The 13,611-nt window shown below is 35.2% G+C and carries 14 protein-coding genes; 9 read left to right on the forward strand and 5 right to left on the reverse strand.

Translation table 11 applies throughout. From position 1 onward, the window contains the following. Positions 1-190: 190 nt before the first annotated feature. The 4 genes from AC5P2S_RS07270 to AC5P2S_RS07285 all read left to right on the forward strand — a co-directional run bounded on the left by AC5P2S_RS07270 (position 191) and on the right by AC5P2S_RS07285 (position 3,101). Positions 191-406 (forward strand): hypothetical protein, encoded by a 216-nt coding sequence (locus tag AC5P2S_RS07270; RefSeq protein ID WP_283415049.1) that lies wholly within the window; start codon positions 191-193, stop codon positions 404-406. Positions 407-682: 276 nt separating this feature from the next. Next, on the forward strand, positions 683-1,507 hold the full coding sequence (locus AC5P2S_RS07275) for a CvfB family protein (protein ID WP_283415050.1): 825 nt from the start codon (positions 683-685) through the stop codon (positions 1,505-1,507). Positions 1,508-1,598: 91 nt separating this feature from the next. Then, positions 1,599-2,498, forward strand: coding sequence for a TIGR01777 family oxidoreductase (locus tag AC5P2S_RS07280; RefSeq protein WP_494556762.1), 900 nt, complete (start codon positions 1,599-1,601; stop codon positions 2,496-2,498). A 57-nt stretch (positions 2,499-2,555) separates the two neighbouring features. Next, positions 2,556-3,101: a DUF1003 domain-containing protein gene (locus AC5P2S_RS07285; RefSeq protein ID WP_283415052.1), complete on the forward strand. Its 546-nt coding sequence runs from the start codon at positions 2,556-2,558 to the stop codon at positions 3,099-3,101. Between the two features lie 57 nt (positions 3,102-3,158). On the opposite strand, the gene AC5P2S_RS07290 is transcribed toward AC5P2S_RS07285, so the two are convergent. The 3 genes from AC5P2S_RS07290 to AC5P2S_RS07300 form a co-directional block, all read right to left on the reverse strand. Then, the gene (locus AC5P2S_RS07290; RefSeq protein WP_494556763.1) at positions 3,159-4,271 is read right to left on the reverse strand and encodes an FAD-dependent monooxygenase; all 1,113 of its coding nucleotides are present in this window, start codon (positions 4,269-4,271) and stop codon (positions 3,159-3,161) included. 2 nt (positions 4,272-4,273) lie between these two features. Continuing rightward, a complete protein-coding gene (gene bla, locus AC5P2S_RS07295) occupies positions 4,274-5,161 on the reverse strand; it encodes a class A beta-lactamase, subclass A2 (protein ID WP_494556764.1) in 888 nt (295 codons plus the stop codon). Positions 5,162-5,231: 70 nt separating this feature from the next. Next, positions 5,232-6,098, reverse strand: coding sequence for a sigma-70 family RNA polymerase sigma factor (locus tag AC5P2S_RS07300; RefSeq protein WP_072998255.1), 867 nt, complete (start codon positions 6,096-6,098; stop codon positions 5,232-5,234). 465 nt (positions 6,099-6,563) lie between these two features. On the opposite strand from AC5P2S_RS07300, the gene gldD reads away from it, so the two are divergent. The 4 genes from gldD to AC5P2S_RS07320 all read left to right on the forward strand — a co-directional run bounded on the left by gldD (position 6,564) and on the right by AC5P2S_RS07320 (position 11,463). Beyond that, positions 6,564-7,121 carry a gliding motility lipoprotein GldD gene (gldD, locus tag AC5P2S_RS07305; RefSeq protein WP_494556765.1) on the forward strand — a complete coding sequence of 186 codons (558 nt, stop codon included), beginning with the start codon at positions 6,564-6,566 and terminating at the stop codon, positions 7,119-7,121. Between the two features lie 86 nt (positions 7,122-7,207). After that, positions 7,208-8,128, forward strand: coding sequence for a PfkB family carbohydrate kinase (locus AC5P2S_RS07310; RefSeq protein ID WP_283415056.1), 921 nt, complete (start codon positions 7,208-7,210; stop codon positions 8,126-8,128). A 56-nt stretch (positions 8,129-8,184) separates the two neighbouring features. After that, entirely contained in the window at positions 8,185-10,020 is a 1,836-nt protein-coding gene (locus AC5P2S_RS07315) for a hypothetical protein (RefSeq protein ID WP_494556766.1), read from the forward strand. 66 nt (positions 10,021-10,086) lie between these two features. Next, positions 10,087-11,463, forward strand: a complete 1,377-nt coding sequence (locus AC5P2S_RS07320) for a peptidylprolyl isomerase (RefSeq protein WP_494556767.1) — start codon at positions 10,087-10,089, stop codon at positions 11,461-11,463. Between the two features lie 55 nt (positions 11,464-11,518). On the opposite strand, the gene AC5P2S_RS07325 is transcribed toward AC5P2S_RS07320, so the two are convergent. Continuing rightward, positions 11,519-12,604: an MBL fold metallo-hydrolase gene (locus AC5P2S_RS07325; protein ID WP_494556768.1), complete on the reverse strand. Its 1,086-nt coding sequence runs from the start codon at positions 12,602-12,604 to the stop codon at positions 11,519-11,521. A 1-nt stretch (position 12,605) separates the two neighbouring features. Further along, on the reverse strand, positions 12,606-12,962 hold the full coding sequence (locus AC5P2S_RS07330; protein WP_494556769.1) for a hypothetical protein: 357 nt from the start codon (positions 12,960-12,962) through the stop codon (positions 12,606-12,608). A gap of 288 nt (positions 12,963-13,250) precedes the next feature. Here AC5P2S_RS07330 and AC5P2S_RS07335 point away from each other — a divergent pair, with 288 nt between their 5' ends. Then, the gene (locus AC5P2S_RS07335; protein ID WP_283415061.1) at positions 13,251-13,583 is read left to right on the forward strand and encodes a single-stranded DNA-binding protein; all 333 of its coding nucleotides are present in this window, start codon (positions 13,251-13,253) and stop codon (positions 13,581-13,583) included. The last annotated feature ends 28 nt before the right edge of the window (positions 13,584-13,611 follow it).

Consider the following 13,611-nt stretch of genomic DNA (forward strand, 5'->3'; position numbering starts at 1 on the left):
AGAAAATGATATTTTTAACTTTAATACATTGATTTTCAAATTTTTATATTTGTCTCAATTTCTGAATTAGGACGTCTTGATTTCAAAATCAAGACCATAAATGCTTTCATGGGTCAAAATTAGAATATAATTTCGTCACAGAAAACGAACAGAAAGTTTTTCAAAAATTTATAAAAAATTATTACTCTATATGAAAAAATTCATTTCAATCTTAGCAATTGCTCTTGTATCTCTAAACTTTGTTTCTTGTAGACAAGATGATGTAACTTCTGATTTAGATGTTAACCCAACTTCCCAGGAAAAGTTGACTTTTAATAAAGGTGGTGTTACAGCTGATACTGTGGCTGCAAAAGCTCAAAGACCAGTTGATCCGGATCCACCGGTAAAAGATGGTACTAGCTGGTAAGACTGATCTTCATAATTAATTTTATTAAACATTCATTCTCAGCACTTATACACTGCCTCTTTCTTTTTTTTGATAGAGGCAGTACTTAATTCGGAAATATCAAAAATGCTATTCAGTCAAAATTCAATAAAAAACTATGTCTAAAATAAATAACCTTATAGTCATCAAGTTAACCGAAGTTGCTCTAATATTTTTGAAAATGTGCTTCGGTGACGAAATCTTTCGTAAAAGACCGAATTAAAAAAGTTTATCTACTTTTGCAGGAAATTAAATCCTATGAAGCCCGGACAAACTAATTCTCTTATTATTTCTGAAAAAATATCTTCTGGTTTTATTCTAAGAGACGAAAATCAGGAAAAAGCTTTTATTCAGAAAGTTTTTGCAGAAGATAGCTGGGAAATTGGAACAGAAGTAGATGTTTTTATTTACCAGGAAGAAGGAACCCTTAAAGCAACGACAGAAAAAGCCAATGCTGAAATAGGAGAATTTGCGGTGATGACTTGTGTACAAAGTCTTCCAAGCGGGGCTTTTATGGATTGGGGGATTATCAAAGACCTTTTTATTCCTTATAAACAGCAGAAGTCCAAGATTGTGGAAGGCAAGCGATATCTGGTTTATGTTTATATCGACGAGGCAACAGGATTGATTACCGGCACAACCAAATTCAAACGCAATCCGCAATATGATGAGCTTCCTTTCAAGAATGGAGATAAAGTGGATCTGATCATGATGAACGAATCAGAATTAGGCTGGAATGTTGTTATTAACAAAAAATATATCGGATTAATTTATGCTTCTGATGTTTTCAAAAAGTTATATCCTTTGTCGGAAGAAACGGGATATATCAAAACCATTCGTGAAGATGGCAAAATTGATGTGACACTTCAGCCTCAAGGCTTTGAAAATGTAGACGAATTCAAACAGAAAGTTCTGGACAAACTGCAAGATAGCTACGGTTTGCTTTATCTTTCTGACAAATCGTCTCCGGAAGAAATCAAAGATGAATTGCAGATGAGTAAGAAAAACTTTAAAAAAGCAATCGGAAGTCTTTATAAGGATAAAGCGATCGAAATTCTGGATGACAGGATCAGATTGTTATGATTTCCTATGCAAATTATCAGTTTTCCCAAATTTAACACCTATTAGTTTTTCATTGGAATCGTTTTTGTTTTAGCAGACAAAATAATAACTAATGAAAAAAATTCTTATTAGTGGCGCAACCGGACTGGTTGGTAAAAAACTCTCCAAGAAATTATACGAACGTGGATATAAGGTGGAGATTTTGGTTCGTTCAAAAAAAGAAAAAACAGATTTCAAATCCTATATTTGGGATTATGAGAATCAGTTTTTGGAAGAATGTGCGCTGGATAATACTTATATTTTCATTCATTTGGCAGGTGCTCCCATCAGCAAACGCTGGACAAATCCTTACAAAAAAGAAATTTATAGAAGCAGAGTGGATTCCGCTCAGTTTATTTATGAGAGAATGTTTGAAAATGATATCCATCCGGAAGCTGTAATTTCTGCGTCTGCGGTTGGCTTTTATGGACAAGTGACGTCTGAACATATTTTTTCAGAAGAAGATTTACCAGCACAAGATTTCCTTGGTAATGTTTGTGCGGATTGGGAATCGAAAGCCTTACAGTTTCAGAATCTTGGAAGCAGGGTAGTGAGAATCAGAACAGCAACGGTACTTTCTGAAAAAGGAGGTGCTTTGGATACTTTTAGAAAACCTGTAGATTTCAATCTGGGAGCAGCTTTAGGGACTGGTCAGCAATATTTTCCCTGGATTCATATTGATGATTTGGTGAATATTTATTTCAAAGCGGTAGAGGATGTGTCTATGAATGGGGCTTACAATGCATCTGCTCCGGATTTTGTAACTAACGAAATTCTCACCAAAAAACTGGCTTCACATCTTAATAAAAAATTGTTCCTCCCTAACGTTCCAAAATTCGTTATAAAAACTATTCTGGGTGAAATGTCGGTTTTGGCGTTGGAAGGAAGTCGCATTTCTTCAGAAAAAATTGAGAATTCTGGATTTAATTTCAAATATAATAACCTGGATTCTGCACTTTCAGATATCCTTTGATGTATTAATTGCTTTTGCAAATCGATATAAAAGCCTTATTTTTATCAAAATTTTTCAATGAGACTTACCGAAGAAAATCAAGAAAAACTTTCTGTTTTAGAAAAAATAGCCAATGGAATCATTTGGTGGGTAGGTTCTATCCAGTCGTTGATTTTTCATACGATATTTTTCATTGTTTGTTTTGCGTTGCCGATTTTCAATATCGTTGAATTTGAGCATATGTTATTGGTTTTGACAACCGTTGTTTCTTTGGAGGCGATTTATTTGGCGATTTTCATTCAGATGTCAGTGAATAAAAGTTCTGAACATATTGAAGATTTGAAAGAAGATGTCAATGAAATCCAGGAAGATATTGATGAGATCCAGGAAGATATCGATGAAATCCAGGAAGATATTGAAGAGATCCAGGAAGACGTAGAAGAAATTCAGGAAGATGTTGAGGAAATCAGTGAAGACGAAGACGAAGATGACCACAGTGAACGCGCAAGAACTGTAATGCTGAAAAGCAAAGTCACGAATAATAAGAATGACATCAAAAACCTAAAAGATAAAATAAAAGAGTTGGAAGGCTTAATAGAAAGTCTTAAAAAAGAAGAAGAGTAGATACTGTTTATAATACTAAATAATTTTGTCAGTCTGAAGCTCTCGAAGACCTAAACACTAAATTTCCAATTTCATAATCTTCTCCATCTGTTTCTGGTTCACTGATTCCGGGATCATTCTGAAAATAAAATTCCTGACTCCCGTAAAATTTTCCCATTGCGCAATCTTTCCGATTGTCCAGCTTGTGTTCACAATGTGATAAACTTTATTTTTCCTGATTTTTTCAAATTGATGAAAAACTTTGTTCCAGTCTTTTTCAATTTCTAAAAGTTTTGATAAAATATAAGCGTCTTCAACAGCCTGACAGCCGCCTTGTCCCATATTCGGCGTCGTGGCGTGTGCAGCATCACCAATCAGGCAGAGATTTTCTGCTGACCAGTGATTCATTGGCTTGATGTCAATAATGTCATTGAAAATAATATTTGCTTTGGAAGTTTTAGCAATCATTTCCAGGATATCAGGATGAAAATCTCTGAACTCCTCCAACAGATCAATATCTTTAGAATAAAATTTCTCATTCACCAAAGCGTACCAATACAGGGTATTTTCTCTGACCCTCACAAAACCAAAGCGTTTCCCTGTGCCCCATATTTCGTAAGCGTTGTGACTGTATTTTTCAGGGATTTCGGTTTGTAGAATTCCGCGCCAGCATTTCTGTCCGGCATTTCGGATTTCGCCTGATTTTAAAATTTGATTTCGAACCAAAGATTTTACACCGTCAGCTCCAAAAACGATTTCGCTTACAATTTCTGTTCTATCTTCAAAAGTTAAATGATAATTTTCTTTTTTCTCAATTGTCGAAAGCCGTTTATTCAGAATAATGTGTTCTGAGATATTTTCGCTCAAAATTCTCTGTAAATCTGCTCTGTGAATGGCAATATTACAGACTTTGTATTTACTTTCAAGTTTCAAAACATCGGTTTTCGAAATGGTCTTCAGCTTTTTGTCCGTAATGATCAGAGCATGCATTTTGGTTCCCGCATTCTCAATTTTTTCTTTCAGCCCGAGTTTGTCAAAAATCTGCATTGCGTTTCCTGCCATTGCAATTCCAGCACCAACTGGTTTGATTTCCGGTGCACTTTCATAGATTTTGAAATCGATGTTTTGGTGCTTTAGAAAATTTCCTAAAGTTAATCCGCCAATTCCGCCGCCGATGATTGAGATGCTCATTTCTACTTTTTATTGATATAATAATTCCAAGTTGCTTTTGCAATATCAGCAATGATTTTTTCTGTCGCTTCTCTTTCTTCGGTTATATTTTTCAGATAAACAGAAAGAATGAAATGTTTTCCATTTGGTAATTTGACAATTCCGACATCATTCATCGCAGCACGCAAATCTTTATCATTTCTATCAGAGATTCCTGTTCTGTGAGCCAATTCTGTTCCTTTTGGTAAGCCGGCTTTCATCCAAGTGATTCCACGCGAAGTTTCTACCATAATCTGATAAAGATATTTAGTAGTCTCTTTTCTAAGAACTTTACCATTATAGAATTTTTCTAATAAAAGAGTTGTCGCTAGAGGCGTAGTTGTATTGAGGTAGAGATTTCCCCAAACCGACATTTGTTGTTCATTCACTTTGATTGTAAAATCTTTTATGCCTTGTTTATTGATAAATCTTTGGACAGTATCAGTTCCGCCAAGAATTTTCAAAAGAAAATCGCAACCATTATTGTCACTGTGAGAAACAGTGTATCTAAGAATTTGGTCTAAAGTCAAATCAATATTTCCATTCGGAAAATCTTCTCTGATCGGACTCCAGGTGTCGGGATGCAAATCTTCTTTTTTGATGAAAAACTTCTGATTGAGTTTGAATTTTCTTTTGTCAACTTCATTCAAGACAGTTAAAGCAATATGAAATTTGAATACGCTCATCATTGGCATAGCCATATTTCCGTTGATGCTCAGCGTGTCTTTGTCTTCGATTCCTTTAATAGAAATTCCGACTGTGGCATTTTTAGTTGAGATGATTTGGTTTAATTCTTTTCTTAAATCATTAATTGTTTGTGACTTCAGAAGGGTGATTAGAAAAAGTGTACTCAGCAGTAGAAGTTTTCTCATTGTGAATTTTAATTTAGTTATACAAAAAAGCAGGCTAAAAAACCTGCTTCTAAATTTATAATCAAAAATCTTATTTACCAAGATAAGATTTCAAAATCTTACTTCTGGAGTTATGTTTTAGTCTTTTGATAGCTTTTTCTTTGATCTGGCGCACTCTTTCTCTTGTAAGGTCAAAAGTTTCACCAATCTCTTCCAATGTCATCGGATGTTTCCCGTTAAGACCGAAATACAATCTTACAAGATCCGCTTCTCTTGGAGTTAAAGTATTCAATGCCCTTTCAATCTCGATTTGAAGAGATTCTAACATCAGATCCTTATCAGGACTTGGCGATTCACCGGAACGTAAAACGTCATAAAGGTTAGAATCTTCACCTTCCACAAGCGGCGCATCCATTGACAGGTGACGACCACTATTTTTCATCGATTCTTTGATGTCTTCCTCGCTCATATCCAGAACTTCTGCCAGCTCTTCCGGAGAAGGCGGTCTTTCGTTCTCTTGCTCAAGGTGAGCGTAAGCTTTGTTGATTTTGTTGATAGAACCAATCTTGTTCAAAGGTAATCTTACAATTCTCGACTGCTCAGCCAAAGCCTGCAAAATCGATTGACGAATCCACCAAACAGCATAAGAGATGAATTTGAAACCTCTCGTTTCATCATATCTTTTCGCCGCTTTCATCAGTCCAAGATTTCCTTCGTTGATTAGATCCGGAAGAGAAAGTCCCTGATTCTGATACTGCTTAGAAACCGAAACCACGAAACGCAAGTTAGCTTTGATTAGTTTTTCCAATGCAGCTCTGTCTCCGGCACGAATCCTCTGAGCCAAATCCACCTCCTCGTCAGCGGTGATCAATTCAACTTTTCCGATCTCTTGCAGATACTTGTCTAGTGATGCGGTTTCCCTGTTGGTAACCTGTTTTGTAATTTTTAATTGTCTCATTATAAAAACCTCATTCTGTTAGGTTGCATTATATTATACGATGAGAACATCAAAAAGGTTACAAATATTTTAATTTTATCGGATTAATGTTCATTTTTAACGTAATTTAAAATTAATTAGTAAAATTTTGGGCAGCTTTTCCGCCTTCCACTCCCGCTATTTTTTGCCTTTGCTTTTCCAGCCACAAAAAATGAGCTCCGTTCAAGTCGGGCTGCGGGATTCCACATAAAAACAGCATTCAGTAATAAAATCCAATATTGTCATTCCGTAGGAATCTAGACTGCAGAGATTCCTACGGAATGACAATATTATATTTAATAATAAATCAGCAAAACTCCCATAATCAGCGATAAATTTATAATCAATAAGGACTTCAACCGCACATTTCTCTGGAAATCAATTATTCTTAACAAAAATTACGTTTTCAAAATTCTCTGTATCGATTCTAATTGTTATTTTTGCCGAATGTTTAAAAATCTGATCAGAATTTTTGTTGGTCTATCGTTATTTTCCTGTGGCAAAGAACCCGTTCCAAAGCCAAAAGGAGACCTGCGTCTGGAATATCCCAATCCGAAATATCTGAATTTTTCTTCACCCTGCAATTATTCTTTTGATTATTCGGATTTTGCCAAAATCAAAGATGCAAAGCAGCCGTGCTGGTACAATTTATCTTATCCGAAGATGAAAGCCAATGTTTTCATTACCTATTTCCCCATTAAGAATGATTTCCAGCTACACGTGAGAGAAGTGGAGAAAATGGTTTACGAGCATACGATCAAAGCAAGTTCTATCGACACCAAAACATTTTCTTATCCGGAAAGGAAAATTTACGGCAATTTTTATGAACTGAAAGGACAAACAGCGTCTAACATTCAATTTTTTGTAACGGATAGCACAAGACATTTTGTAACAGGGAATTTGTATTTCAATTCCCGCCCAAAACCAGATTCATTAGCGCCGGCTGTAGATTATATCAAGAGAGATCTATTACATCTGATCGATTCTTTTGAATGGAAAAAATAAATAAAAATATATAAAGAGTTAAACTCAGTTAAATAAAATTATAAATGTAATATCCGATCTGATTTCGGACAAAAAAACAAATAAATATGAAATTATTAGCAGTAGGAACTGTAGCATTTGATGCCATCGAAACACCATTTGGAAAAACAGATAAAATTCTTGGAGGAGCAGCGACTTTTATTGGTTTAGCAGCTTCGGCTTTGGATACAGAAGTAAGTTTGGTTTCTGTAATCGGAGGTGATTTTCCACAGGAATATCTTGATATGTTGACTTCTAAAAATATCAATGTTGATGGTGTAGAAATAGTAAAAGATGGTAAAACATTTTTCTGGAGCGGAAAATACCACAATGATCTTAATTCCAGAGATACTTTGATTACAGAACTTAATGTTTTAGCTGATTTTGACCCAAAAGTTCCGGAACATTCTGCTGATGCTGAAGTTCTGCTATTAGGAAATCTAGATCCTGTGGTTCAGCTTTCTGTTTTGGAAAGAATGAAAACCCAGCCAAAATTGGTCATTCTTGATACTATGAATTTCTGGATGGATATCGCTTGGGATAACCTGATGAAGGTGATTGCTAAAACAGACGTGATTACCATTAACGACGAAGAAGCAAGACAACTTTCAGGAGAATATTCTTTGGTAAAAGCAGCGAAGAAAATCCATACGATGGGACCAAAATATGTGATCATCAAAAAAGGAGAACACGGCGCATTGCTTTTCCACGAAGGAAAAGTATTTGCAATTCCAGCATTACCTTTGGAAGAAGTGTTTGATCCAACAGGAGCCGGAGATACTTTTGCTGGTGGATTCGCATCTTATTTGACTAAGAAAGGTGATTTCAGTTTTGAAAGTATGAAAACTGCCATTATCGTTGGTAGTGCAATGGCATCTTTCACAGTGGAGAAATTCGGGACAGAAAGAATTCAGGAAGTGACTAAACAAGAGCTGAGCGAGAGAATTATGCAGTTCCGTGAACTGACTTCTTTTGAATCTGCAATATAATTTTAACCTTATTCCAATTTATCACTCAAAAAAGTGTTATAAATTAAATATACAAAATGAAGAAGATTTTTTTTCCTGTTTTATTGGCTTTCAGTTGTCAGTTAGCTTACTCTCAGTATCTCATAGTTGGGAAAGACAGTATATCTGCAAAAGATTATATAAGAGATAACAAGTACGGACTGGAACATACAGGCCCGGATAAAGCTGTGAATGCTACCGTTGAGTTCTTGCTGCTACAGCAACTGGCAAAAGAGAAAAAAGCAGATACGCTTAGTTTCTTTGTAAATACTGTTAATCAAAAAATAGGAGAGCTAAGAGAGGAAAAGTTTTATCCGAAAACTATCATTGATCCGCTTCTGAAGGATTTTGTAAATTCTAACAAAACAGAAACTCAGGTTTTACTTTTTATCAAAGAGAAAAAATCAGATGATAAAACTGATTACAAAGCTCTGTATGAACAGGTAAAAGCAGGAAAAATGACAATGGAGGATTTCCTTGCAAAAAATGCAAATCCAGAAGCTGGTAAAGCATTTTATGTAAAACCAGGAATGTTGGATTACGAATTGTATCAACAGATCAAAAATGCACCGGTCAATTCTTACACATCATTCGTAGATAAGCCTAATGTTGTGGCTTTTGCAAAAGTGGTTGGTACCAGGCCGAGTCTTGGTTACATGGTTTTTGGTGTTTTATCTGTGCCAAAAGATGCCAATTATGAAGCAACAAAATCTAAAATTTACAAAGAGCTGGAATCCGGGAAAAAATTCCAGGCTGTAGTGAAAGATTTTGGCGCAACAGAAGAGGAAAAAAATTCCGGAGGAGCTGTAATGGGGTCACCAATATTACCAGACGAAGTTTATAATGCTTTGAAAGGTCAGAAAAAAGATTTTTACACCAAAGAGCCAATTTTGTTCGGAGACAAATATTTTATTTTTAATATTTATAATCTTGAACCTTATGAGCTTACCGATGCCAACAGAAAGTTTTTTCAGAAAGAGATGCTGGCTTCTGCTTATGGCGAAGAAGCAACAGCTAAGTTAGTAAGCTGGTTGAAAACTCAGGATAAATTTGTTGAAACTAAAGATTTTGCTGAGATCAAAAAATCCTATCAGGGTTATCTTAATCCCAAAAATCCAAAGGCTGTACTTTTCACTTACGGTAAAAACAGCGTAACTTATGAAGATCTGAAAAAAGCTATTGATGCTCAATATAAAAGCCTGGAATTAATTCCAACTTCTCAATGGGCAGATCTTGTCAATTACCAGGCTGACCAATATATCATTGGTGTTTATGCCAAGAATTTTGAGAACCTTCCAGATGTAAAGCCTGAAATTAATGAGCTTAAGAAAAATCTCTATTCAGAATATATTTTTTCAGAATATCTCAAAGACGAAGTAAAAAATAATCCTCAGCTTTATACAGAGTATTATAACGAAAATAAATCCAGATTTGTTTGGGAAAAAAGAGCGGAATCCAGAGCTGCCGTTATTTCTGATCCGAAATTGGTAAAAGAAATTGAGAAGGAAATCAAAGATCCTAAAAAATGGACTGCACTGAAGGAGCAATATAAGAATCAGGTGAACGGGAAAAATCAAGTTTTGGTTCATTTTGAGGAAGGTAAAATCCAGGAGAGTGCAGATATTTTTAAAAAGCACAATGTACCATTCAAAAAAGGTGTTTTTTTAACAAAAATATCTGACAGAGATGTGATTGTAGCGATTGACGAACTACTGCCTGAACAGCAGATGACGCAAGAAGAGGCCAAAGAAGAAATGACAGATGCTGTCACCGAAAAATTGTTGCAAAAAACAATTGCCAACCAAAGAGCAAAAACAAAAGTTGAGATCCAGCCATCTTTTATGGCGGAACTGAATAAAAATTTTAAGAAATAATTATAATTTAAAATACAGCAGAATTGGTTGATAATCCTAATTTTGCACCTTAATAATCAAAATATAATGTTAAAATACACAAAATGTCTTTTTTTATTGTCGGTTTTTGCTTTCCTCTTTACCGGGAAGTTATCTGCACAATTACAAAAAGGTCAGCTTATAGACGGGATTGCAGCCGTAATCGGTGACGAGATTGTACTAGAGTCTGACATTGAGGATCAAGCGAACTATGCTAAGCAACAGGGCGCTAATGTAGGCGATAAATGTGATTTTATGGAGAGTATCCTTAATAACAAATTGCTGATCTACGAAGCAAAAAAGGATACATTGATCGAAAATAGAGCGGCGGCAATCAAAGAAATGGCTGGTAACAAATACAACCAGATTCTTGGTCAGTTTCCGGATGAGAAAACGATGCTGGCGGCGTATAAATTCAGAACATCTTACGAGATGAAAACTGCGATTGAGAAAATTGATTCTGATAATTATTACGGACAACAAAAGTATGCAAGAATTACTGAAAAAGCAGACGTAACACCCAATGAGGTAACCGATTTTTATAATCAATTCAAATATCAGCTGCCTAACGTAAAAGATGAGGTGACACTTTCTAAAATCAGTATCTATCCAAAAATTTCTGCTGCTCATAAAAAAGAAATTATTGATAAACTTAACAAGATCAAACAGGATATAAAATCAGGTGAAAGTTTTGAAAACCAAGCCAGAATCTATTCTGAGGACGAAGGTTCTGCTGCTGTTGGCGGACTTTACAAGAATATCAATATGGGACAGATGGTGAAACCGTTTGAAGCGGCAGCGCTTAACCTGCAGGAAGGCGATCTTTCCGATCCTGTTGAATCTGAATTTGGTTATCATTTGATTCAATTAGTCAAGAGAAATGGTAAGAAGTATGATGCAAGACATATTTTGATTAAGAGTACGCCTAATGCAGATGAGATTACTGCTGCTAAAAAAGAACTGGATAGCATCAGAACTTTGATTCTGGAAAAGAAAATAACCTTCAAAGATGCTGCTTATAAATTTTCTGACGATAAGAGTAACAAGTATAGTGCAGGAATCATGACCAATAATCAGGACGGTTCTGACAAGCTTGAAAAATTAAGTCTGGATCCTACGATTTCTTATCAGATTGCAGGGCTTAAAAAGAATGATATTACTGAGCCTTTCCAACAGGAAGATCAGCAGAAAAGAAAAATGATCAGCATTGTTCAGGTTAACGATATTATTGATGCGCATCAGCTGGAGTTGTCTACAGATTATGAAAGAGTCAAGGAAATGGCTCTTAATAAAAAGAAAAACGAAATAGTAGAAAAGTGGGTTAATGCTAAAATTCCTTCTATTTTTATCTCGATAGATAACAAATATAAGGATTGCAAATTCCATAGCAACTGGCAAAAAAATACGGTTGTAACGACTAAGTAATCAATTAATTTATAATAAAAAAGGATGAACAATTGTTCATCCTTTTTTTGTTGGACTAAGATTTCCACCATTCAGGAAAAATGTGAGAATCATCGTCCAGATTCAATTTTTCACCAATTAATGGTGTGAAAATCTTGAAATTTTTCCCTTGACTATTTTCAAATACTTTTTGCAAAGGTTCATTCCAAGGATGTTGTGCTAAAGCGAATTTTCCAGAATGAACGGGTAATATATTTTTTGCATTCAATTCTTCTGCAACTTTCACAAACTCTTCGGGCAAAGTATGGATGTAACGCCATTTTGCATTATACTGTCCGTTTTCAAGGATTGCCCAGTCAAACGGACCGAATTTTTCTGCGATTTCTTTAAAATGAAAATCATAACCGCTGTCACCACCAATAAAGATTTTTTTTGTCGGAGTTTCTAAAACATAAGAAGACCAAAGTGTATTATTTCTTTTGAATCGTCGTCCCGAAAAATGTCTTGCTGGCGTAGATGTGATTTTGAAATCTGGGGTTAATTCCGACTCTTCGTACCAATCTAATTCTATAATTTGATCCTCCTCGAATTTCCATTTTTCAAAATGCGAACCAACACCTAAACCACAAATAACCTTATCAATTTTTGACTGCAGACTTTTAATGGTCTTATAATCCAGATGATCATAATGGTCGTGCGAAATAATCAGAAAATCGATTTTAGGAAAATCTTCCGCAGAATAGATGTCTGTTCCTGTAAAAGCTTTAGTCGTTCCAGGGATTGGAGAAGCATTTCCGCTAAAGACAGGATCTACCAGGAATCGCTTTCCACTCAACTGAAAGTAATACGAAGAATGTCCCATCCAGACTAAAAAATTCTCTGAAATAGGTTGTTCTCTCAAATTAATTTTTATTGTTGGTAAGGGATTTTTTGGGATTTTATTTTCGGTTTTGTCAGTTAAGAATTCCCATAATACCTGTCGCATGGTATAACCTTCTGCCAAGGCTGGTGTAAAGCTCAAATTCTGGAAAGTTCCATCCTTGTAATTCGGAGATTGTTTCATTCTGACCAGTCTTTTGCCTTCAGCTTTCCCTCCAAAAACTGGCAGGTTATAGATATAAAATAAAAGCAGCACCAATAGAATCAAAAAAGTAATCGTCATATTATTCAGTCGTTTTTTTTACCAATAAAACCCAATCGCTGTCAAGGATTTTATAACCTTGTTCATAAACGAAAAAGTATTGAGCACCGTTTTTATAAGTCACGATTTGTGTGATGAAATCGAAATCAAAACCGGCACTTAGTAATTTATGACGATTAACTTTTGTTTTTCCTTCAAAATTGTGCTCAGAAAGTATTCTGTAATTTTTGCGGAGCTTATTGTTAATATTCCGCATATAGTTGGTAGACGTTTTATTTTGCTTGTTATTAAAAGCGTTACGACAGGCATCGGAACAGAATTTCTTATCAGATCTTCCTATTATTTTCTCGCCACATTCCGGGCAGGTTAGATTTTCCATTTGTGTGATATTTTATTTGGGCAGCTATTCCGCCCTCCGTTCCCGCTACCTCGCCTCTGGCGGGTGAGCTCCACTCAGGTCGGGCTGCGAGAAATTCCTTGTTTCTAAATTAGATATAAATTCGTTACAAACTGAAATAAAATTACATTTTCCATTTACAAACGATTACAAACGGATATAAATACTTTTTAACCGAATCCCATTTTAAACTTTTTTAAAATTTGCATCAAGAAATCAGAATTACGACAAAACGTTCTGGTTTAGAAGTTTAATTAAATTATTATAATTATGTCGTTAAGAAACAAAGTGACATTGATTGGTCACACAGGAAGAGAAGTAGAAATTTTTAATTTTGAGAGTGGTTCCAAAAAGGCAACAGTTAGTCTTGCTACATCAGATTTTTTTACCAATGCAAATGGTGAGAAAATAGAAGAAACCCAATGGCACAATCTGACAGCTTATGGTAAAACAGCGGAGATTATGGAAAAATACGTGCCCAAAGGTAAAGAGATTGCTGTTGAAGGGAAACTGACATATAGGTCTTATGATGATAAAGAAGGTATAAAGCGAACAGTGACCGAAATCAGAGTGGAGGAAATAATCCTTTTAGGTTCAAAATAGTGTTGATCGATCTTTGATTTTAAATATT

The sequence above is a fragment of the Epilithonimonas sp. 33E genome (genome assembly GCF_059372615.1).